Here is a 22878-nt window from a genome sequence, read left to right on the forward strand (position 1 = left end):
TACAATTAAGAAAAGTTTAGATAAATGTCTAGAATAGGTAATAATCCAGTCGCAGTTCCTGAGGGAGTGACCATAGAAGTTAACGAAAACTTGGTTACTGTTAAAGGCAAGCTAGGTGAATTAACACAGGAGTTTTCTGGTGTTGAGGTAGCCATGGAAGATGGAAGTTTGATGGTTAAAAGACCTTCTGATTCTAAAGAGCATAAAGCAAAGCATGGTCTTTATAGATCGTTGTTTTTGAATATGGTTGAAGGTGTGTCTAAAGGATGGACTAAAGAATTGGAATTGGTTGGTGTAGGTTACAGAGCCAGCAATCAAGGACAAAAATTGGATTTGGCACTAGGATTCTCCCATAATATTGTTATGGATATCGCTCCGGAAGTAAAGATTGAAACAGTATCTGAAAAAGGAAAGAACCCAATTGTGAAATTGACATCACATGACAAGCAATTAGTTGGTCAAGTAGCCGCTAAAATCAGAGCTTTCCGCAAGCCAGAACCTTACAAAGGAAAAGGTATCAGGTTTGTCGGTGAACAAATAAGAAGAAAAGCAGGTAAATCAGCTTAATAAGTATAGGATTATGATATTGTCAAAATCAGACAGAAAACTACGAATCAGAAGAAGAATCAGAAAAGTTTCTTTTGGCACTGCAACTAGACCAAGATTGTCAGTTTTTCGTAGCAACAAAGAAATATATGTCCAATTGATAGATGATAATAGTGGCAACACACTTGCTTCAGCATCTTCAAGAGATAAAAGTATAGATGCTAAAGGCACTAAAACTGAAGTGGCAAATGCTGTAGGTAAAGCGATTGCTGAAAAAGCTAAGAAAGCAGGTATAGAGACTGTAGCTTTTGACAGAGGTGGAAACTTATATCATGGTAGAGTAAAATCATTGGCTGAAGGTGCCAGAGAAGCAGGACTTAAATTCTAAATCATATTATGTACCAGAATTATAAAAATGTTGAAATCGTTAAACCAGGTGGTTTAGAATTGAAAGACCGTCTAGTAGGCGTACAAAGGGTAACTAAAGTTACTAAAGGTGGTAGGGCATTTGGTTTTTCAGCAATTGTTGTTGTTGGAGATGAGAATGGTGTTGTAGGTCATGGTTTAGGTAAATCTAAAGAAGTTGCTACTGCTATCGCAAAAGCAATTGAAGATGCAAAGAAAAATTTGGTGAGAATTCCTTTGAACAAAGCTACACTTCCACACGAGCAAAAGGGCAAGTTTGGCGGTGCTAGAGTATTTATTAAACCTGCATCTCAAGGTACTGGAGTTATTGCTGGTGGAGCAGTCCGTGCGGTATTAGAGGCCGTTGGAGTGCATGACGTACTTTCAAAATCTCAGGGTTCTTCAAATCCTCATAATGTTGTAAAAGCAACTTTTGATGCTTTATTACAACTAAGAGACGCTCATACTGTAGCTAAGCAAAGAGGGATTAGTGTAGAAAAAGTTTTTAAAGGATAAGAATAATGGCGAAGATTAAAGTAAAGCAATTAAAGAGTGCCATTAAGAGACCTCAAAATCAGAAGAGAACTCTTGAAGCATTGGGACTTAAGAAAATTGGTCAAGTAGTTGAACATGAAACTACGCCAAATATTCTTGGAATGATAAAAAAAGTTGAACACTTGGTTTCCACTGAGGAAGCTTAAAGAAATTATACAAATGGATTTAAGTAATTTAAAACCAGCAGAAGGAGCAGTAAATCGTGACGGAAAACGCCTTGGAAGAGGTCAGGGTTCTGGTAAAGGTGGTACTGCAGCAAGAGGACATAAAGGGGCCAAGTCAAGGTCTGGTTATTCAAAGAAAATCGGATTTGAAGGTGGTCAAATGCCTTTACAAAGACGTGTGCCTAAGTTTGGTTTCAAAAATATCAACCGCAAAGAGTATCAAGGGGTAAACCTAGATAAACTTCAAGGTTTGGTAGATAACAAAGTTGTGAAAGGTGAAATCACTTTTGATACTTTGGTTGAAAACAGGTTGGTTAGACAAAACGAATTGGTTAAGATTTTAGGTGGAGGCGAATTGAAAGCAAAACTTAAAGTTTCAGCACATAAATTTACTGCTACTGCTAAGGCGGCAATTGAGGCCGCAGGCGGCGAAGCAATAAGTTTATAATAATAGCATTATGAAGAAATTTATTGAGACCATATCCAATATTTGGAAAATTGAAGAACTAAGACAGCGAATTTTAATCACGCTTGGTCTTTTGTTGGTGTATCGTTTTGGTGCGCAGGTGGTTCTTCCAGGTATTGATACGACTCAATTGGCAAACCTATCTGCTAACGCAGGTGATGGTATTTTGGGTATTCTAAACGCTTTTACTGGCGGAGCCTTTGCAAATGCATCGGTTTTTGCTTTGGGTATCATGCCATACATTTCTGCTTCAATTGTGGTTCAATTAATGAGTATAGCAATACCATATCTTCAGAAACTTGATAAAGAAGGTGAAAGTGGTAGAAAAACTAAAAACCAAATAACAAGATGGTTGACGATTGCTATTTGTATTGTTCAAGCACCGGCCTATTTATATGGATTAGGAGCATTAGGTGTTCCTGATAGTGCATTCATTCTTGGCAAAGGTTTGGATTTTATAGTTCCGGCGGTTATTATTTTGGTAACAGGTTGTGTATTTGCAATGTGGTTGGGTGAAAAGATTACAGATAAAGGAATCGGAAACGGTATTTCTTTATTGATTATGATTGGTATCATCGCTACCATGCCACAGTCTTTTGTCCAAGAATTTATTTCAAGAACGACGAATAACACAGGTGGATTAATGTTCATTTTGATTGAAGTTATTATTTGGTTCTTGGTGATTTTGGCAAGTGTGCTATTGGTCATGGCTACACGTCAAATTCCAGTTCAATATGCAAGAAGAACTGCTTCTGGTGGATATGAAAAGAATGTAATGGGATCAAGACAGTATATTCCATTAAAGTTGAATGCTTCTGGAGTAATGCCAATCATATTTGCTCAGGCGATTATGTTCGCGCCAAGTTTGATTGGAAGGACTTTTAATGAAACTGCTGTTGGACAATGGATGGAAGTTCAATTTGCTGATATTTTTGGTTTGGCATATAATATCCTTTTTGCAGTCTTGATTATAATCTTCACCTATTTCTATACGGCCATTACTGTTCCAACGAACAAAATGGCGGATGATTTAAAAAGAAGCGGAGGCTTTATCCCTGGAATTAGACCGGGTAAGGAAACAGGAGATTATTTAGATAAAATCATGTCATTGATTACATTTCCTGGCTCTGTATTTTTGGCTTTGTTGGCAGTATTGCCAGCTGTGGTGGTTAAGCTGATGGATGTGCAGGCAGGATGGGCACTGTTTTATGGAGGTACATCACTACTAATTATGGTAGGTGTTGCTATTGATACCGTACAACAAGTAAATTCTTATTTGTTGAATAGACATTATGATGGTTTGATGAAAACCGGAAAAAATAGAAAAGTAGCATAGTTTATGGCAAAGCAGCCAGCAATAGAACAAGATGGATCAATTATCGAAGCGCTGTCAAATGCAATGTTTCGAGTTGAATTAGAAAATGGTCACGTAGTAACTGCTCATATTTCAGGAAAGATGCGTATGCATTACATTAAGCTCCTTCCTGGTGACAAGGTAAAACTTGAAATGAGCCCATACGATTTGACCAAAGCAAGAATTACATATAGATACTAAGATGAAAGTTAGAGCATCAGTAAAGAAAAGAAGTGCCGACTGCAAGATTGTTCGCAGAAAAGGCAGATTATACGTAATCAACAAAAAGAATCCTAGATTTAAACAAAGACAAGGGTAGTTATGGCAAGAATTGCAGGAGTAGATATACCAAAACAAAAGCGAGGTGTAATTGCACTTACCTATATCTTCGGAATTGGTAAGAGCCGTGCCAAAGAAATTTTAACAGCAGCTGGTGTAAGCGAGGATACTAAGGTTTCAGATTGGAATGATGATGAAATTGGTAAAATTCGTGAGGCAGTATCTTCTTATACCATAGAAGGTGAGCTTCGTTCAGAAACCCAATTGAACATCAAGCGTCTAATGGATATTGGATGTTATAGAGGTATTCGTCATAGATCTGGTTTGCCGTTAAGAGGACAACGTACCAAGAATAACTCTAGGACAAGAAAAGGAAAGCGTAAAACAGTTGCTAACAAGAAAAAAGCAACTAAATAATAGTTAGGTATTATGGCAAAGGCAAGTACTAAAACGACAAAAAAACGTAAAGTTATAGTTGATTCCAATGGAGAAGCTCATATCACTGCTTCTTTCAACAATATCATTATTTCTTTGACCAACAAAAAGGGAGATGTAATTTCATGGTCTTCAGCTGGTAAATTAGGCTTTAGAGGTTCTAAAAAGAATACTCCTTATGCTGCTCAAGTCGCAGCAGAAGATTGTGCCAAAGTTGCTCATGAAGCTGGTCTAAGAAAAGTTAAGGTATATGTTAAGGGACCAGGTAATGGACGAGAATCTGCAATTCGTTCTATTCATAATTCAGGAATTGAAGTAACTGAAATCATTGATGTTACTCCAATGCCACACAATGGTTGTAGACCCCCCAAGAGAAGAAGAGTATAATTAATAATATGGTTCGCCTTTGGCGGATTTTCACAAGAAGGTGTACAGAAGATTATCGAAGGATAAGCCTTAATTCATAATCACACTTTCATAAACTTAGAAAATGGCAAGATATACAGGACCAAAGTCAAAAATCGCTCGTAAGTTCGGCGAGGCAATTTTCGGAGACGATAAAGCCTTCGAAAAGAAAAATTATCCTCCAGGACAACACGGTAACAACCGTCGTCGTGGAAAAAAATCAGAATATGCTGTCCAGTTAATGGAAAAGCAAAAAGCAAAATACACGTACGGTATTTTAGAAAAACAATTTAGAAATTTGTTTGCTGCAGCAAAGAGAAAAGAAGGCGTTGCCGGTGAAGTTCTTTTGCAGTTATGCGAGTCTCGATTAGATAATGTGGTATACCGAATGGGTCTTTCACCAACTAGAAGCGGGGCAAGACAATTAGTATCTCACAGACATATTACAGTGAATGGTCAGTTGGTAAATATTCCATCTTATTCACTAAAAGCCGGCGATGTTGTTGGTGTTCGAGAAAAATCAAAATCGGTTCAAGCGATTAATGATTCCATTGCTAATAATAGCAGCGTTTATGAATGGATTACATGGAATAATGAAAAGAAGGAAGGCACATTTGTTGCGGTTCCTGAAAGACTTCAGATTCCTGAGAACATCAAAGAGCAGTTAATCGTCGAGTTATATTCTAAATAAAAAACAACACTAATCCACATGGCATTACTTAATTTTCAGAAGCCCGATAAAGTTATAATGATAGACTCGACAGATTTCGAGGGAAAATTTGAATTTCGTCCCTTGGAACCTGGCTATGGATTGACTGTTGGCAATGCATTACGAAGAGTACTACTTTCTTCATTAGAAGGCTTTGCAATAACATCGGTTAGAATGGACGGGGTTGAACATGAGTTTTCTGTTATCCCGGGCGTTGTCGAAGATGTTACCGAAATGATTTTGAACTTAAAGCAAGTTCGTTTCAAAAGACAAATAGATGATGTTGAAAGCGAAACTGTATCTGTTTCCGTGAGCGGAAAAGAACAATTGACTGCTGGAGATTTTCAAAAGTTCATTTCAGGATACCAAGTATTGAATCCTGATTTGGTAATATGTAACATGGACCCAAAAGTTTCGGTAAATCTTGAAGTGATTATTGAAAAAGGTCGTGGTTATGTTCCTGCAGAAGAAAATAAAAAATCTAATGCACCTATTGGTAGTATTGCTGTCGACTCAGTTTACACACCTGTAAAGAATGTAAAATACAGTATTGAAAACTTTAGGGTAGAGCAAAAGACCGATTACGAAAAATTGGTTTTTGAAATTGTAACTGATGGCTCTATTCATCCTAAAGATGCATTGACAGAGGCCGCCAAAGTTTTGATTCACCACTTCATGTTATTTTCTGATGAGCGTATCACTCTTGAAGCTGATGAAATTGCTCAAACTGAGACTTATGATGAAGAATCATTGCACATGCGTCAACTATTGAAAACCAAATTAGTTGATATGGACTTATCTGTACGTGCATTGAACTGTTTGAAAGCTGCTGAAGTAGATACTTTAGGTGATTTGGTATCTTTCAACAAGAATGACTTGATGAAGTTTAGAAACTTTGGTAAGAAATCATTGACTGAATTGGAGGAGTTGGTAATCAACAAAGGACTGCAGTTTGGAATGGATTTGGCCAAATACAAATTAGATAAGGATTAATCAATCATATTTTGCTCCTCGTTAATTGTACGAGTATGGAAGCAAGATGATAAAATAGAAACATGAGACACGGAAAGAAATTTAACCATTTAGGTAGAACGGCTGCTCATAGAAAGGCAATGTTGGCTAATATGGCCTGCTCCCTAATTGAGCATAAAAGAATCAATACAACTGTTGCAAAAGCAAAAGCTTTAAAGCAGTTTATTGAGCCGTTAATTACAAAGTCAAAATCTGAAAACAATCAAACTACTGAAAAAGGCACTCATAATCGCAGAATAGTTTTTAGTAATTTGAGAGATAAATATGCGGTTACCGAATTGTTTGGCGAAGTTGCTAATAAGGTCGGTGATAGACCAGGCGGTTATACACGTATTATCAAGTTAGGTAATCGACTAGGTGATAACGCGGATATGGCAATGATTGAGCTTGTTGATTTCAATGAGGTATATAATACAGGCAAGTCTGCAAAGAAATCTACTCGTAGAAGTAGAAGAGGAGGGTCTAAAAAAGTAGAAACGGCTCCAGTAGCTGAAGCTAAAGTTGATGACTCTGAGGAATAGTATGTTAATTACTAGTTTATAATAGTTAAAAGGATACGCTAAAACGTATCCTTTTTTTATGTTTTTTTGTGAAATTTTACTCGATAATCGAGATTTGGTTGGGGTATATCCTCAGTCTAGAATTAGTTTATAACCTATGCCTTGCAGCTTTGCCAAAGGTAGTTTACTTAGCGTATGAAGTATCAAACAAGAAAGAAAGCACTTTTATTATTAGAGGACGGAACTATTTTTTATGGAAAGGCCGTTGGTGAACGAGAAGGGACAGCCTTTGGAGAAGTATGTTTTAATACTGGGATGACGGGCTATCAAGAGATTTTTACCGATCCTTCGTATTATGGTCAACTAATGGTTGCTACTAACGCCCATATTGGTAATTATGGAACTAATGCTGATGAAGTAGAGTCGGATTCTATTAAAATAGCGGGTTTAATAGTTAAGAACTTTAGCTATAATTATTCAAGGCCAAGTGCGAATTTAAGTCTACTTGAATTTTTAGAGAATAATAATTTGCTAGCAATTTCAGATGTAGACACTCGTGCCCTAGTAAGCTATATTCGAGATAATGGTGCGATGAATGCGGTCATATCAACAAGAGTTGACGCTATTGAAGCATTAAAAGAAGAGCTAAAGCAAGTACCAAGTATGAAGGGTCTGGAACTTGCCTCAAAAGTCTCTACAAAAGAGCCCTATTTTTACGGAGACGAGAATGCCAAATATAAAATTTCAGCTTTAGACATTGGAATTAAAAAAAACATACTAAGAAATTTGGCCAAACGTGACGCCTATATAAAAGTGTACCCGTTTGATGCATCGAAGGAACAAATGTCAGATTGGAATCCTGATGCTTATTTTATATCAAATGGCCCAGGTGACCCTGAGCCATTAACTGCCTCCATTGAGACCACAAAAGAAATATTGAAGGAGAATAAACCACTTTTCGGAATTTGTTTAGGGCACCAAGTATTGGCATTGGCCAACGGCGTTTCGACTTATAAAATGCACAATGGTCACCGTGGAATCAACCATCCAATTTTAAATTTAATGACGGGTAAAGGAGAGATTACTTCTCAAAACCACGGTTTTGCTGTTAATCGAGAAGAAACTGAAGCACATCCAGATTTAGAGATTACACATACACATTTGAACGACCAAACCGTTGCTGGAATTAAAATGAAATACAAAAATGTTTTCTCTGTACAATACCATCCAGAGGCCAGCCCTGGGCCACATGACGCGGATTATCTATTTGATGAATTTTTTGAGGCTATAAAGGCTAGCGCTAACTAAAACGTTGTAGTTTATCTTTTGGTTATTTTTTGACGTTTTATGACTAAAATCATGAAGTTAAAAAGTACCGCTTTCGTATCTTCGTCCAATTAAATTTCAACCATAAATAAGTAATTATGAGCATCATTATTAATATTCATGCCAGACAAATTTTAGATTCAAGAGGTAATCCAACTGTAGAGGTTGATGTGGTTACTGAAAATGGTATACTTGGACGTGCAGCTGTTCCTTCTGGTGCTTCAACAGGAGAGCATGAAGCTGTTGAACTTAGGGACGGTGGTAATTCTTTTATGGGTAAAGGCGTTGGCAAAGCGGTAAACAATGTGAACACGTTAATTGCCGAAGAGTTGGTCGGCGTTTCTGTTTTTGAACAAAATTATATCGATCAAACCATGATTGATTTAGATGGTACTCCTAATAAATCAACTTTGGGTGCAAATGCTATTTTAGGTGTTTCATTGGCGGTTGCAAAGACTGCGGCCGAAGAATTGGCCATGCCTTTATATAGATATGTTGGGGGGGTAAGTGCAAACACATTGCCAGTACCTATGATGAATATTATTAACGGAGGTTCCCACTCTGATGCACCTATAGCTTTTCAAGAGTTTATGGTAATGCCTGTTAAGGCGAAAGACTTTAGTCATGCAATGCAAATGGGAACTGAAATTTTTCACAACCTGAAGAAAGTATTACATGATAGAAATTTGAGCACTGCGGTTGGTGATGAAGGTGGCTTTGCTCCTACATTGGAAGGTGGAACGGAAGATGCCTTGGATACTATAGCAAAAGCAGTTGATAAAGCAGGTTACAAACTAGGAGATGACGTTATGATTGCTTTGGATTGCGCAGCGGCAGAATTCTATGTCGATGGCAAATACGATTATACAAAATTTGAAGGAGATAAAGGTCAAGTGCGTACTTCAGAAGAACAAGCACAATACCTTGCGGATTTATGTGAAAAATATCCAATTATTTCTGTGGAAGATGGTATGGATGAAAACGATTGGGATGGCTGGAAATTATTGACTGAGAAAGTTGGTAACAAGGTTCAACTTGTAGGTGACGACTTGTTTGTTACTAATGTAGAAAGACTTTCTCGTGGAATTGAGAACGGTATTGCAAATTCTATTTTGATTAAGGTAAACCAGATTGGAACATTAACCGAAACTATAGCTGCAGTAAATATGGCCAAGAATGCGGGTTATACCTCGGTGATGTCTCACAGGTCAGGCGAAACAGAAGATAATACGATAGCAGACTTAGCTGTTGCATTGAATACAGGTCAAATTAAAACTGGATCAGCATCTCGAAGTGACCGTATGGCAAAATACAACCAATTACTAAGAATTGAAGAAGAATTAGGTGGGGTGGCGTACTATCCACAAGAAAAAGCCTTTAAAGTTAAATAACAGATAACTATTTTTTAGCGTTTAATAGAGCCTTTCTTTACTTAGAAAGGCTTTTTTTTGCGCAGTTTTAAACGTATATTATTAGTCTTAAATTTTATACTTAATGAATAACTTTTTATTTGCTGCAGCTGAAAATGATGCTATCGCCAATTGCAAGGCAGGCGGTATGGGAGATGTTGTTAGAGATGTACCTCGCCAAATTGCAGAAAAAGGAGATAAGGTAAATGTAATAGTTCCTTCTTACGGAAGATTGCATCAAAAGGGGAAGTTCATAACAACTTTAAGCTTTGAACTTAGAGGATTTGAATATACCGCTGAGTTATATGAAGTAGAACCGAAAAAGATACTTAAAAACATTTATCATTATGTAATTCATCATCCTGAAATTGAAGCAGGTGGTATAGCACATATATATCATGACGACCCCGAAGAACCATTCTTTACAGATGCTATTAAGTATTTTATTTTTTGTACTGCTGTGGCCGAAGCCGTAAAGCAAAATGCTTTTGGTAAATTAGATATTATCCATTTACATGATTGGCATTCGAGCCTATTACTTTTTTTAAGAGAATATCATTTAGACTACGAAATTTTAAAAAAAATTAGGTTTGTTTATAGCATTCACAATTTGGCCATTCAAGGAATAAGACCTTTTAACGATAATTATTCTTCTGTGAAAAATTGGTTCCCAAACGTTCGATATGATGAAGAAAGGTTGTTAGATTATAGATATCCAGATTGTATTAATCTTATGGCAGTTGGTATCCGCTTTGCTGACGCTGTTCATACTGTTTCTCCTTCCTATAAAGAAGATGTGATGAAACCAAGTTCCCCTCCTGAATTTATAGGAGGTGAAGGATTGGAGAAAGACTTGCAGTTGGCAAATGAGGAAAATCGTTTATTTGGAATTCTTAATGGATGCAATTATAAAAACATCAATGCTGAAGAAAAAGGTCATATATATCGAAATACTGTAAAGGCACTTTTTCGTTGGTTGCAAGAAGAATCAAAAAAGTATAAAGCTGATTTTTTAGCACATACAGGTGAGAAAATCATGAAATATGTAGGCAATAGACCTAAATTTATTGTATCCAGTGTTGCCAGGCTTACAGAGCAAAAGTTTTATTTTTTTAAACGCTCACCTGAAGCCTTTGTTGAGATTTTAAAGAAGCTGGAAAAAGTTGATGGAATCTTTATGCTTTTGGGAACAGGAGCCCCTGAATATGAAGACTTATTTCGCGAGATGAGCTACAATCATAAGAATTTCATATTTACAAATGGGCAATCTGAGAGCCTCATCGATTCGATGTACTTAGAATCTGATTTGTATTTTATGCCAAGCCTTTTTGAGCCTTGCGGTATTAGCCAAATGCTTTCTATGCGAAATGGAAACCCATGTTTAGTGCATCACACAGGTGGTTTGATTGATACTGTAAAGCATATGAAGACAGGTTTTGGTTTTGATGGTGATACCTATGACAAAAAGATTGAAAATATGCTTTCTACTTTTGACGTTGCCCTTGATATATTCGCTAATGATAAGTCAACATGGAAAAAGATTCAAACTAGTGCGAAAAGAGTTAGGTTTACTTGGGAAAAATCAGTTGATAAGTATTACGAGGTTTTGTATAAAGTGTAAGACAGTTTATTCTCAGTAAGAACAATCCGATTTTATATCGGAAAATTGTTAATAGCTTTCGTTTTTCGTAAATTTACGTTCTGATTTTATTAAAACTACAATAAGTTAAATGTCCGATACAGCTACATTAGAATTTGAAGGTAAAAAGTATGAATTTCCCGTAATTAAGGGAACAGAAGATGAATTGGCAATAGATATAAAAACACTACGAGCTGGAAGTGGAATTGTCACCATTGACCCAGGATATAAAAATACAGGTTCTTGTGAAAGTGCCATTACATTTTTAGACGGCGAAAAAGGCATTCTTCGCTATAGAGGTTATTCTATTGAAGAGTTGGCCGAAAAAGCAGATTTTCTTGAAGTTGCTTATCTCTTGATTTTTGGAGAGTTGCCAAATAAGGAAGAGCTCCAGAATTTTCACAATGATATTAAAGAAGAATCTCATGTAGATGAAGAGATGAAAAAGATTTTGGATGGTTTTCCAAAATCTGCCCACCCGATGGGTGTTTTATCTTCCCTTACGAGTGCGTTGGTTGCATTCAACCCCACCTCGGTTGATGTATCTTCTGAGAAAGCAATGTATCATTCTATTGTCCGAATTTTAGCAAAATTTCCCGTTCTGGTAGCTTGGGCACAACGAAAGAAAAAAGGGTTGCCATTAGATTACGGAGATGATACTTTGGGCTATGTAGAGAACATCCATAAAATGATGTTTAAAAAGCCAAATCAAGAATATAAGAAAGACCCCATTGTTATTGAGGCATTGGATAAGCTGTTAATTTTACACGCAGATCACGAGCAAAACTGTTCTACATCTACGGTTAGAATTGTGGGCTCTTCCCATGCTGGTTTATTTGCGTCCCTATCAGCTGGTATTTCAGCACTATGGGGCCCGTTACATGGTGGCGCCAACCAAGCGGTATTAGAAATGCTAGAGGCTATTGAAGCTGACGGTGGTGATACCAAAAAATATATGGCAAAGGCAAAAGATAAGAATGACCCTTTTAGATTAATGGGTTTTGGACATAGAGTTTATAAAAACTTCGATCCAAGAGCAAAGATTATTAAAAAATCTGCCGATGAGGTACTTGGCAGCTTAGGTATTGATGATCCAATTTTGGATATAGCAAAGGGGCTTGAAAAAGAAGCATTAGAGGATGAATATTTTGTGAAAAGAAAATTATACCCTAATGTGGACTTTTATTCAGGAATTATTTATAGGGCTTTAGGCATACCAACAGAAATGTTCACAGTAATGTTTGCTCTAGGAAGGTTACCTGGTTGGATAGCCCAGTGGAGAGAAATGCGTTTGAAAGGCGAGCCAATAGGCCGCCCGAGACAAATATATATTGGTGAAAATCATCGTTCCTTTGTTAATGTGGATAAAAGGTAGATTGCTACCTTAATAAAAACAACAAGCCCTTTTAGTTTACTAAAAGGGCTTTTTTAGGTTTAATTTTTAGAGAAAATAGGATATAAATGCTTCAACTGAATATTAAAGACGAAACAGCTAAATTAAGAGCTGTTGTGTTGGGGACAGCCCAAAGCTGCGGACCAACCCCTAAAGCAGAAGATGCCTATGATCCAAAATCATTGGAGCATATTCTGGCTGGAACGTATCCCAAGGAAGAAGATATGATACTAGAAATGGAAGCATTTGCCGCTGTTTTCGAAAAACATGGCGTTGAGGTATTCCGCCCTGAAACTTTGGAAGATTGTAATCAGATTTTTTCTAGGGATATTGCTTTTGTCATTGAAAATAAATTGATTAAAGCGAATATACTCCCCGATAGGGAAAAGGAGTTTGAGGCTATTTTACATGTATTGGAATACATTGACCCCCAGCACATAATTCATGCTCCGGAGGAGGTGCATGTCGAAGGTGGTGATGTTATGCCATGGAACGACCATATTTTTGTGGGAACGTATACTGCTCTAGATTATCCCAATTGGATTACGGCAAGAACCAATAAAGAAGCCGTCGATTTTTTAAGAAATCAATTTCCGGATAAAACTGTAAAGTCTTTTGAGCTTAGGAAGTCGAAAAATGCTAAGGAGAATGCATTGCATTTAGATTGCTGTTTTCAACCTTTGGGAAAGGGGAAAGCTATTCTACACAAAAACGGATTCCTAGTAGAGAAAGAGTACCAGTGGCTAGTTGATTTTTTTGGAAGAGAAAATATATTCGAGATAACCGCTGATGAAATGTACCAAATGTTCAGCAATGTATTTTCAATTTCGCCTGAAGTAATTGTGTCGGAAAAAGGTTTTACCAGATTGAACAATTGGCTGAGAGGTCATGGCTTTATAGTAGAAGAAATCCCCTATGCTGAAATTGCTAAGCAGGAGGGACTTCTTCGTTGTAGTACTTTACCTTTGATAAGAGAGTAACAGGTTACATAAACAAGGCCATCAGAATATCTGTTTGAAGGTCTTCTGCTTTTTTTCTTATTGGTGATTCCATCATGGTATTGAAGTTTGTCGCCATAAAAACAATCGAATCTAGTTCCGGTAAGTAAAGAAGTACACAGCCTGCGCCCACGCCCCCTCCCGAATGTCCTAGCGCGTAGGTTACATCCAAATCATAGTATTGAATGCCCAAGCCGTATTGTTTCTTTCCTTCGTCATTAAGTACAAATTCTTGCATCAGTTCTAGAGTTTTGGGTTTCAGTAGTTTTCCTGAAACCAAACCTTTCAAAAATAGTACAGCGTCTTTGGTAGAAGCTACTATGCCATCATCACCTTTCATTGATGATACGTTAGATCGTTGTAGTTTTGTAATGTTCACAGGAAACCCTTCAAGAAGAATATCCCAATACGCGTCAACAATATTCAGATTGTTTTCACGATTGTATTTTGAGAGGTATACCGTAGCGTCTAAGTCAAGTTTTTTGAAAATTGACCTTTTCATATAACCCACATGATCTCCAGTAACCTTGTCTGCAATTAAAGACAGCATTCCGTAATTTGTATTGCGATAGTTATAGTTACTTCCGGGTTTGAATTCTAAAGGTTTGTCCTTGATGTGTGATAGCATTTCAGAAACATCAAAAACTCTTTTTGGTTCCTGAATAATTTTTGAAACTAGAATTGGATCTGTGCTGTATTCTGGTAGTCCTGAGGTATGATTCAAAAGCATCTTGATGGTAATTTGATCTGCGCCTTTAATGGAAACTAGCCATTCATTATTCACATATTTGGTAATTGGGTCATCCAACTGTAGCTTTCCTTTTTCATAGAGTTGTAAAATAACTACAGCCATATAGGTCTTACTTACGCTTTGCAGGTAAAACAGATGTTCAGGGGTAATAGGCATTTTATGTTCTACATTGGCCATTCCTTCAGCATGTGACCAAAAACCAGTTTCGTCATTGTAGACCGTAAGTGCCAAACCAGGAATGCCTATATCAACATACTTTTTAAGTACAGCCTTTACTTTGACTTGCTTGTCTTTTGGGAATTCTTTTTTTTGGGCAGATACAGTTGCTAAACATGCAAGCAATATTGATGAAATAATTCGTTTTTTCATAAATAATGATTTTTGACAAATATGTATCTGTTTAGGCTTATATTAATCCATATGCAGCAATCAAAATGGTGAAGTGTAGTGTTTTTCGCATTGAAGTGTATAGCGTAGTATCTTAATTATGCAATGCTGGGGTGCTAAACCATCTTTTAAATTCTGGAGCAGTAATTCTACTTATGATTTGATCTTGCATTTCTATTTGTCCCTTATCTAGATTTACTAAGAGTTTGCCATTAATTTCTTTCTTGTAACCTAAAATGAAATGTCTATTTATAATGAATTTGCGGTTTATTCGAAAGAATAATTCTTCAGGTAATTTTAACTTAATTTGGTTTAAAGATATATCTAATGAATAATCACGATTCTGATTGGTCTTTAAATATGTGATTCCATCAGCTACGTAAAATAATGAGATATTCTCAAAATCAATGTTTTTGATAGTTTTTCCAAATAGAACTTCAAATCCTTTTTGTCTTAACTCTTTATCTTTTTCTCTAAGGAGTTTGGTGTTTTTCCATTCTACATAAAAATAAATTCCAATATAAATACCATTTAGAACAAGTATCCAAATAAAGAAAATAAAAAGGTTGTAGGTGTAGAATTCAATTGGAATCGGGCCTTCACCAAATAAAAAATTAATGCTTTCTGTTGATAATATAATAAAACCTTGAACAATTAGGGTGGTAGATATTAACTGTATCATCAACCTTTTTCCTAAAGCTTCTTCATAAGGTATTTTTTTATCCAAATAATCAATGGTTTTTCTAATGAGCCACCAGCAAATAAAGCCTGTCGCAGTGTCAATAAAATAAGTAGTATAAGTATACCAGTCCCAAGTAATTTTGGAATATGTAAGATGGTAGTTGATGGTATTTATTAAAGGAATCAATACCAAGCATAATGCCCAATCATTGAATTTTCCAAGGTATTTTTTGAACATTGTCATTTATTCTTCTTTAAAGATAATACCCTGATTTTTTTGTTACAAAATCATGTGGGTAATCACTACTTTAGCGGAAATTTTTTTTAGGAATGCAAATAACGAATACCATTTTGATGATACGTCCAGTAGCTTTTCGTATGAATGAGCAAACTGCTGTAAACAATTACTTTCAGGAAGAAATAAAAGTAGAAAATTCGATTATCAATAAAAAAGCTCAAAAAGAGTTTGATGGTTTTGTTAAGGTTTTAAGGGAGCACGGCGTAAATATTATTGTTGTTGACGATAGGCTGGAGACTGATACACCTGATTCTATTTTCCCTAATAATTGGGTTTCTTTTCATGAGAGTGGCACCGTTGTGGTGTATCCAATGTTCGCAGAAAACCGAAGAAGAGAACGTCGCGAAGATATTTTTGATATTCTAGAAAAAGAAGGTTTTAAAATAGATAACATCGTTGATTATACAGCCGCTGAAGAAGATGGTATTTTTTTAGAAGGAACAGGTAGTATTTTAAAAGATAGGGTGCAACAAAAAGCGTATTGCGCGCTTTCTGAACGAGCGAATGAAGAGTTGTTTATAGAATTTTGTGAAGATTTTGATTGTTTTCCGGTCATATTTACGGCAAATCAAACTGTGGACGGGAAACGTTTGCCCATTTACCATACCAATGTCATGATGGCCATGGCGGAGACCTTTGCAGTGATTTGTTTAGATACTATTGATGATAAAAAAGAACGAAAAAGTGTGACGATCCACTTAAAAATGGCAGATAAGGAAATTATTCCTATAACTGAAGAGCAGATGCATCATTTTGCTGGTAATATGCTGCAAGTGATAGGCGCTGACAATCGGCGTTATATGGTAATGAGTTCTGCAGCGTACCATTCTTTAAGGAAAGACCAAATAGAGGCTATAGAAAAACACTGCGCGATTATACATAGTTCTCTAGAGACTATTGAAACCTGTGGAGGTGGCAGTGCAAGATGTATGATGGCTGAGGTTTTCTTGCCAAGGGCTTAGAATTACTCTTCTTCTGCAACAGTAAATTCTTTTATAGCTTGATTGGGTTCCATAATGTTATACCCTTTCCAAAAATTCGGGTCATACTTAGCCATATAAGTTGCTTTTTTACTTTTATCTTCTTTTAATGCTTCAAATGAAGATTGTTCTATAAGCGTATTTTCAAAAACGACCAGTTCCCATTTATTGGTATTGGTCATTCTAAAATCAATATTTAATTTTAATTCATTTTGTTTTCTTCGACCCTTTACATTTTTGTTTTTTTCGATGATATCCAAAGGACGGTCGATTCTAAACCAACGCCCAAAATTAAAGTCTATAAATTTTAAATCGTAGCGACCATTTGTAAGCTTGGTAAACTGCATGGAACCTTTGTAAATAGTCTCTCTGTAAAAAATACCCAGCAATCTGAAATTCCTAAGATTTTTCAAGTTTTCAAAATCAATACGCATCACCGCAAAATCTTCAATATTGATAAAAAGACGTCCTTTAAAATCCGCTCCGCCTTTTGGAAAGAAATCAATGACATAAACACCTTGGTTTTCTATGTCTGAGTATCCGGCGAGCTCAAACGAGTACTTTCTATATTTATCTACCACATTCAGTTTGGTATCTTTTTCATAGTAAACTTCTTGAAGTAGCTCATCAAAAATCGATTTTTGGTTATCAACTAAACTTGAAATAGTGTCATTTTCCATTTCCTTTTTCAACTCCGCTGCCTCTTCAGTTTCTAAGTCTAACATAATAGAATCAACCTGTACCTTTTCACTAAAAATGCCTGACTTAATTTTTAAATAAGAATCTGGTTTGATGTTTTTTTCAAAAATGGTTTTCATTTTTTTGCTAAAATCTTCAAAAGACCCAACATCTTTTTTGTCATATAATTCTGCAGCTTTTAAAATAGCTATTTTATTTTTAGACCCTGCCGTGTAAAAGTCTCCCAGACTTTCAGTATAATGGTATGAATTTTTAGGAATGGCTTTTCCAATACTATCAACAAAAGTTTTGTCAAGTTCTTCAATGGAGGACTTTTCAAAGCCAAAATCGATTTTTTGAATATTTCCGAAGACAGATTGCCGCAAGAAAAAGCGCTGCTTTATGGGGGAACTATTTGTGTTCTCTGGCAATTTTTCAATCATCTTTTCAATAATTTCATCAGCTTCAAGTTCTTTGTCAAATAGATAAACACCGCTCAATTCAATTGCCTTGGGTGTTATAATAAGCACGCTATCTTTTAGTTGTTCTAAAGTAAAACCTGTTCGTGCATAACCCATGCTGGAAATGTAGATCGAGTCTAAACTAATTGAATTGGTTTTTATGGTAAAGCTAAACCTTCCCTCATCATTGGTAATGACCCCTTCGTTTTCTGCATATTGAACTGTTGCATAGGGAATCTCTTTTTTTGTTTTGCCATCAATGACTTTTGCACTGAAGGTTTGAGCAGAAATTGAAGCTGTAAAAAGGAGTAAAATAATAAAGAATGTTGATTGAAAATTAGAACGCATAATTGGATTTTGATGACGCTTGCTATTTTATAGACATTTTTTAAATCGAAATGGTTGCTTCTACTAGACGATTAACTTAATATTTTGTTTCCAAGATTTTAAAATTTAGGTTTGGCAATGTTTCTAATCATACCTCCAAAAATAAAATAGTGAAGGGGGACGATGCTATACCAGTACAGTCTACCCTTTAAACCTCTTGGTCGAAATGTTGCTGTTTGGTGGAGTATGTTGTTTTCGTCAATTTTAAATTCAAGCCAAGCTTCGCCAGGTAATTTCATTTCTGCAAAGAGCAATAATCGTTTTCGCTTTTTATCAGCTAAGAGAACCCTCCAAAAATCTAGTGCATCGCCAGGGTATATCTTATCAGGGTGAGTTCTGCCACGCCTAAGGCCCACACCGCCTATTAGCTTATCTAAAAAGCCACGAATTTTCCAAAGCCAATTACCATAATACCAACCTGTTTCTCCACCAATTTGCCAAATCCTCTTTAATGTACTTGAGGGGTCGTCTACTTTTAACCGCTGTACATCTTTGAGCACACCATATTTGGGTACCTGTACATATTTTTCTAGGTTTTTGTTGAACCGCCCACTGACCATACTATCTTTCCAGCTGCTCATAACAAGGTTCTGTTCAATTTTTTTAAATGCCATATCGATGGCTTCAAGATATGAGTGTGGTGTAATATTGAGCATTTTTGCTAATCTGTGATCTTTAGCGATGACTTCAATTTTCATGCTATCGACAAGGTTAAGAGCTAATTTATAGGAGGTAGAAGTAACAAAATATAACCAATAGGAAGATAATTTTGGAGTCATTATTGGAATGGTGACAATCCAATTTTTGAATCCTCTTGCCTTAGCATATTGGTGCAGCATTTCTTTATAAGTTAAAACATCCGGTCCTGCAATATCAAATGATTCGTTATAGGTTTTTGTGTTGCCCAAAACCTTGGTCAAAAAAGACATTACATCACGTATAGCAATTGGTTGTGTTTTAGTCAACACCCATTTTGGGGTGACCATAAAGGGGAGCTTTTCACAGAGATCCCTTATAATTTCAAAAGAAGAACTTCCAGAACCCACAATAATACCTGCACGCAATACGGTGAGGTTGAAACTTCCTTGAAATAAAATGTTTTCAACGTTTTTTCTTGACCATAGGTGTTTGGAAAGATTTTTGTCATTTACAATACCGCTTAAATAAATGACTTGTTTGATATGGGTATCTTTTACATAGTCATTGAAGTTATTGGCCGTTTGAGCTTCTAAAGCATCAAAATTTTTAGTACTTACTGTCATCAAATGAATCAAAAAATACGCGGCATCTATATCTTTAGGAATTACCCCTTCAATTACAGGTTCTAAAAAATCAATTTCTAGAACCTCGATTTTCGAAAGAATTTCTTTTTCTACAGATAATCGTGAAGCATCGCGAACAGCACAAATAACGTCATGTCCAGCATTCAAAAGTTGTGGCAATAGCCTCATACCTATGTATCCGTTGGCACCTGTTAAGAGAATCTTCATAAATCTTCAATTGAAGTTGGGGCATTATCCGCTTTAAAGTCTAAAAGTTTTTTAAAGAATTTTTGAATGGCTTTGGTGTCAGACTTTACTTTAATAAAATAGTTATCACGGTAAATGGAATAGATTGCAAAATCCCCTTTGTAAATGACCAATTTATAATGGGGTATAATCAGGGCATACGATTCTAATAATGAACGAAAACCGACTATAATTCCTTTTGGGCGCATTTCAATATTGCAGATATTGGCATTATTATCTAGAATCAAGAGATTTCTAATTTCAATGCTAGCCTCTGCAATTTCTAATTTTGGAGAGCCAATTCCACCAAGTTTAAAGCGTTCTTTTAAGGTAAATGGTTTGCCAACTTCGTCATCTATTTTTTTAGTGACTTTCTTGTCGTTGTAAGAAACATTTAAAAGCATGAACTAAATTTAATCAAATAGCGAGCTTCAAACTTGAATAGATTCTTAATCTTGTCTAAAAAGGGTAAAAAAACGTAGTTTTGCTGCTTGAAAATGGCAATTTAATGGTGTTAGAGCAAATTTTAGAGACAAAGGTAAAAGACGCAGTAAAAGAGATTTTTGATGCCAAGCTGCCATTAGTGGAATTTCAACCAACTCGAAAAGATTTTGAGGGTGATGTAACGGTTGTAGTTTTTCCGATGCTAAGGCTAGTGAAAGGTAATCCTGTTCAGATTGGCACCCAAATTGGTGAGTATCTTCAAGAAAATGTTGCTGAAGTTTTAAAATTTAATGTGGTCAAGGGATTTTTGAACTTGGTGATTGCTGATAATTATTACTTGGAATTTTTCAATTCCATTTTTGGTATGTCAAATTATGGCTATGCAAAAGCGGATTCCAGAGATGCCATTATGGTTGAATATTCTTCACCCAATACCAACAAACCATTGCATTTAGGGCATATCCGGAATAACCTTTTGGGATATTCTGTTGCCGAGATTTTAAAAGCTGCGGGGCATAAAGTGTATAAAACCCAAATTATCAATGACCGGGGAATCCATATTTGTAAAAGTATGTTGGCTTGGCAGAAATTTGGCGAAGGGGAGACCCCTGAATCATCAGGATTGAAGGGCGATCATTTAGTTGGTAAATATTATGTTGCCTTTGACAAGGTTTACAAAGCTGAAATACAACAATTGGTTGCTGAAGGAAAAGAAAAAGATATAGCAGAAAAGGAAGCTGAAATTCTTTTAGAAGCTCAGCAAATGCTTCTTAAATGGGAGTCAGGCGATTCAGAAGTTGTTGCCCTTTGGAAAAAAATGAACGGTTGGGTTTATAAAGGTTTTGATACCACTTATAAAACCATGGGGGTTGATTTTGACAAACTTTATTACGAAAGTGATACCTATCTTTTGGGCCGTAATGTTGTTAAAGAAGGTCTTGAAAAAGGGATTTTCTTTAAAAAAGAGGATGGTAGTGTTTGGATTGATTTGACAGATGAAGGTCTTGATGAAAAAATAGTATTGCGTTCAGATGGCACTGCCGTTTACATGACACAAGATATTGGTACTGCCATTCAACGGGTAATAGATTTTTCTGATATTAATGGAATGGTCTATACTGTAGGTAATGAACAAGATTACCATTTTAAGGTACTGTTTTTGATACTGAAAAAACTGGGTTACTCTTGGGCTGAAAAGTTATACCACTTAAGCTACGGTATGGTAGATTTACCATCTGGTAAAATGAAAAGTCGCGAAGGCACCGTTGTTGATGCTGATGATTTAATGGATAATATGACAACGACGGCTGCATCGATTTCTCAAGAATTAGGCAAGTTAGAAGGCTATTCCGAAGCTGAAAAACAACAATTGTATAAAACAATAGGCTTGGGGGCTCTGAAGTATTTTATACTCAAGGTAGACCCTAAAAAACGAATTTTGTTCAATCCTGAAGAGTCGGTTGATTTTCAAGGGAACACAGGGCCTTTTATACAATACACTTATGCCAGAATTCAATCAATATTAAGAAAGGCAGATAAAGATGGTCGTCCTGAGCTAATCGAAGGATTAGAACTTCATATAAAGGAGAAAGAACTTTTAAAACAGTTACAATTATTTCCTGATACGGTTCAATTGGCAGCCGAAAATTATAGTCCGGCAGTAGTGGCAAACTATACCTATGATTTGGTCAAGGAATTTAATTCTTTTTATCAGCAGGTTTCTATTTTGGGCGAGTCGGATGAGCAAAAGAAAGGCTTTAGAATTGAATTATCTAGAAAAGTAGGTCATGTTATTCAAGATGCTTTTCGTTTATTAGGTGTTGAGGTTCCTGAACGAATGTAAAAAAGCCCCAACTTTCGTCGGGGCTCTCCTTTAGTAACCAACTAAAATCATAGGATCAGTCATTATTTCGAGCTGCAACTGCAGCACCATAAACAACAAGCCCGAATCCTATTTTGTTAATGGCATCACCAATATTATAGATGACGTCCATATTCAATCCTTCGAATACTCCATCATACCAACCGGTAGTTCCGGCCATATAACCTATCGGGTAGATTGCCCAACCAACCAGTACAAACCAGCATAGTGTTTTGTGGGCTTTCAATACAGCACCACCTGCTTGTTCTGCCAATTTTTTGGCGCTACCTAGCCAAATTTCATAAACGATATAGAAATAGGCTATACCAGAAACAAGCCCCCACATCGCGGGACCACTACCTGTATTGTAAACCGCTTCTCCAAAATAACCTGTAACCAGCATTAGGACTGAAGCTGCTATTAATCGCCACATTAAAGACTTTTTAGCTCCAGCAACTTTGAGTATAAGATAAAACTCAACGCACATCAATGGTACTGTAAGTATCCAATCAACGTAGCGGAAGAAAGTTGGTGATTCGCCAACACCAGCCCAATAGTCTCTCATGTACCAATAGTGAACTGCGGCAATAAATGTAATTAATCCAGAAACTAGGATAGAAGTTTTCCATTTTTTATCAAAATCATTCATTGATAAAAAGAAGAAGGCAGAAGCTGCAATCATAGCCATACATCCAACAAAGAATGTGAAGCCAACATAATCGTCTGTTGCGATTTTTGAAACATCGGCCCAAAGGGGCATACTTAATAATAACGTTTTCATATAAATAGAGTTAATTAATTTTGTTGAACTAAATGTAATAATAATT

26 protein-coding genes are annotated in these 22878 nt (G+C 36.2%); 20 read left to right on the forward strand and 6 right to left on the reverse strand.

Features of this window, described 5'->3' with window-relative positions:
* The first annotated feature begins 24 nt into the window (after window positions 1-24).
* The 18 genes from rplF (at window position 25) to RM706_RS13035 (ending at window position 13597) form a co-directional block, all read left to right on the forward strand.
* The gene (gene rplF / locus RM706_RS12950; protein ID WP_311352216.1) at window positions 25-567 is read left to right on the forward strand and encodes a 50S ribosomal protein L6; all 543 of its coding nucleotides are present in this window, start codon (window positions 25-27) and stop codon (window positions 565-567) included.
* A 13-nt stretch (window positions 568-580) separates the two neighbouring features.
* A complete protein-coding gene (gene rplR, locus RM706_RS12955) occupies window positions 581-934 on the forward strand; it encodes a 50S ribosomal protein L18 (RefSeq protein ID WP_311352218.1) in 354 nt (117 codons plus the stop codon).
* Window positions 935-942: 8 nt separating this feature from the next.
* On the forward strand, window positions 943-1467 hold the full coding sequence (gene rpsE, locus RM706_RS12960) for a 30S ribosomal protein S5 (protein ID WP_311352220.1): 525 nt from the start codon (window positions 943-945) through the stop codon (window positions 1465-1467).
* Window positions 1468-1472: 5 nt separating this feature from the next.
* The gene (rpmD, locus tag RM706_RS12965; protein WP_311352222.1) at window positions 1473-1652 is read left to right on the forward strand and encodes a 50S ribosomal protein L30; all 180 of its coding nucleotides are present in this window, start codon (window positions 1473-1475) and stop codon (window positions 1650-1652) included.
* Between the two features lie 13 nt (window positions 1653-1665).
* Complete coding sequence (gene rplO, locus RM706_RS12970; protein WP_311352224.1) at window positions 1666-2118, forward strand: 50S ribosomal protein L15; 453 nt, start codon at window positions 1666-1668, stop codon at window positions 2116-2118.
* 10 nt (window positions 2119-2128) lie between these two features.
* Window positions 2129-3472, forward strand: a complete 1344-nt coding sequence (gene secY / locus RM706_RS12975) for a preprotein translocase subunit SecY (protein WP_311352225.1) — start codon at window positions 2129-2131, stop codon at window positions 3470-3472.
* Window positions 3473-3475: 3 nt separating this feature from the next.
* The gene (infA, locus tag RM706_RS12980; RefSeq protein WP_008613577.1) at window positions 3476-3691 is read left to right on the forward strand and encodes a translation initiation factor IF-1; all 216 of its coding nucleotides are present in this window, start codon (window positions 3476-3478) and stop codon (window positions 3689-3691) included.
* 1 nt (window position 3692) lies between these two features.
* Window positions 3693-3809, forward strand: a complete 117-nt coding sequence (gene ykgO / locus RM706_RS12985; RefSeq protein WP_013305171.1) for a type B 50S ribosomal protein L36 — start codon at window positions 3693-3695, stop codon at window positions 3807-3809.
* A gap of 2 nt (window positions 3810-3811) precedes the next feature.
* A complete protein-coding gene (gene rpsM, locus RM706_RS12990; RefSeq protein WP_311352232.1) occupies window positions 3812-4186 on the forward strand; it encodes a 30S ribosomal protein S13 in 375 nt (124 codons plus the stop codon).
* 12 nt (window positions 4187-4198) lie between these two features.
* Window positions 4199-4591 carry a 30S ribosomal protein S11 gene (gene rpsK, locus RM706_RS12995; RefSeq protein ID WP_311352234.1) on the forward strand — a complete coding sequence of 131 codons (393 nt, stop codon included), beginning with the start codon at window positions 4199-4201 and terminating at the stop codon, window positions 4589-4591.
* Between the two features lie 103 nt (window positions 4592-4694).
* Window positions 4695-5300, forward strand: coding sequence for a 30S ribosomal protein S4 (rpsD, locus tag RM706_RS13000; RefSeq protein WP_311352236.1), 606 nt, complete (start codon window positions 4695-4697; stop codon window positions 5298-5300).
* Window positions 5301-5318: 18 nt separating this feature from the next.
* The gene (locus RM706_RS13005; RefSeq protein ID WP_311352238.1) at window positions 5319-6311 is read left to right on the forward strand and encodes a DNA-directed RNA polymerase subunit alpha; all 993 of its coding nucleotides are present in this window, start codon (window positions 5319-5321) and stop codon (window positions 6309-6311) included.
* Window positions 6312-6373: 62 nt separating this feature from the next.
* Complete coding sequence (rplQ, locus tag RM706_RS13010; RefSeq protein ID WP_311352240.1) at window positions 6374-6871, forward strand: 50S ribosomal protein L17; 498 nt, start codon at window positions 6374-6376, stop codon at window positions 6869-6871.
* Between the two features lie 174 nt (window positions 6872-7045).
* Window positions 7046-8158 (forward strand): glutamine-hydrolyzing carbamoyl-phosphate synthase small subunit, encoded by a 1113-nt coding sequence (gene carA / locus RM706_RS13015; protein WP_311352242.1) that lies wholly within the window; start codon window positions 7046-7048, stop codon window positions 8156-8158.
* A gap of 116 nt (window positions 8159-8274) precedes the next feature.
* Window positions 8275-9567 (forward strand): phosphopyruvate hydratase, encoded by a 1293-nt coding sequence (gene eno / locus RM706_RS13020; RefSeq protein ID WP_311352243.1) that lies wholly within the window; start codon window positions 8275-8277, stop codon window positions 9565-9567.
* A 103-nt stretch (window positions 9568-9670) separates the two neighbouring features.
* Complete coding sequence (locus RM706_RS13025) at window positions 9671-11206, forward strand: glycogen synthase (RefSeq protein WP_311352245.1); 1536 nt, start codon at window positions 9671-9673, stop codon at window positions 11204-11206.
* Between the two features lie 109 nt (window positions 11207-11315).
* Window positions 11316-12599: a citrate synthase gene (locus RM706_RS13030; RefSeq protein WP_311352248.1), complete on the forward strand. Its 1284-nt coding sequence runs from the start codon at window positions 11316-11318 to the stop codon at window positions 12597-12599.
* Window positions 12600-12685: 86 nt separating this feature from the next.
* The gene (locus RM706_RS13035) at window positions 12686-13597 is read left to right on the forward strand and encodes a dimethylarginine dimethylaminohydrolase family protein (RefSeq protein ID WP_311352250.1); all 912 of its coding nucleotides are present in this window, start codon (window positions 12686-12688) and stop codon (window positions 13595-13597) included.
* Window positions 13598-13601: 4 nt separating this feature from the next.
* On the opposite strand, the gene RM706_RS13040 is transcribed toward RM706_RS13035, so the two are convergent.
* The gene (locus tag RM706_RS13040) at window positions 13602-14735 is read right to left on the reverse strand and encodes a serine hydrolase domain-containing protein (protein ID WP_311352252.1); all 1134 of its coding nucleotides are present in this window, start codon (window positions 14733-14735) and stop codon (window positions 13602-13604) included.
* Window positions 14736-14847: 112 nt separating this feature from the next.
* Complete coding sequence (locus RM706_RS13045) at window positions 14848-15678, reverse strand: LytTR family DNA-binding domain-containing protein (RefSeq protein ID WP_311352254.1); 831 nt, start codon at window positions 15676-15678, stop codon at window positions 14848-14850.
* 86 nt (window positions 15679-15764) lie between these two features.
* Here RM706_RS13045 and ctlX point away from each other — a divergent pair, with 86 nt between their 5' ends.
* Complete coding sequence (gene ctlX / locus RM706_RS13050) at window positions 15765-16694, forward strand: citrulline utilization hydrolase CtlX (protein WP_311352256.1); 930 nt, start codon at window positions 15765-15767, stop codon at window positions 16692-16694.
* Window positions 16695-16696: 2 nt separating this feature from the next.
* Here the strand turns inward: ctlX and RM706_RS13055 are convergent, their stop codons facing one another.
* The 3 genes from RM706_RS13055 to RM706_RS13065 form a co-directional block, all read right to left on the reverse strand.
* Entirely contained in the window at window positions 16697-18199 is a 1503-nt protein-coding gene (locus RM706_RS13055) for a peptidase associated/transthyretin-like domain-containing protein (RefSeq protein WP_311352258.1), read from the reverse strand.
* Between the two features lie 98 nt (window positions 18200-18297).
* The gene (locus RM706_RS13060; protein ID WP_311352260.1) at window positions 18298-19728 is read right to left on the reverse strand and encodes an SDR family oxidoreductase; all 1431 of its coding nucleotides are present in this window, start codon (window positions 19726-19728) and stop codon (window positions 18298-18300) included.
* Window positions 19725-20150 carry a hypothetical protein gene (locus RM706_RS13065; RefSeq protein WP_311352262.1) on the reverse strand — a complete coding sequence of 142 codons (426 nt, stop codon included), beginning with the start codon at window positions 20148-20150 and terminating at the stop codon, window positions 19725-19727. Before RM706_RS13065 ends, RM706_RS13060 begins: the two co-directional genes overlap by 4 nt.
* 104 nt (window positions 20151-20254) lie before the next feature.
* On the opposite strand from RM706_RS13065, the gene argS reads away from it, so the two are divergent.
* Window positions 20255-22033: an arginine--tRNA ligase gene (gene argS / locus RM706_RS13070; protein ID WP_311352264.1), complete on the forward strand. Its 1779-nt coding sequence runs from the start codon at window positions 20255-20257 to the stop codon at window positions 22031-22033.
* 55 nt (window positions 22034-22088) lie between these two features.
* Here the strand turns inward: argS and RM706_RS13075 are convergent, their stop codons facing one another.
* A complete protein-coding gene (locus RM706_RS13075) occupies window positions 22089-22832 on the reverse strand; it encodes a bacteriorhodopsin-like (RefSeq protein WP_311352266.1) in 744 nt (247 codons plus the stop codon).
* Window positions 22833-22878 lie beyond the last annotated feature (46 nt).

Origin of the sequence: Croceitalea rosinachiae, from assembly GCF_031846445.1 — a bacterium.
Lineage (GTDB): Bacteria > Bacteroidota > Bacteroidia > Flavobacteriales > Flavobacteriaceae > Croceitalea > Croceitalea rosinachiae.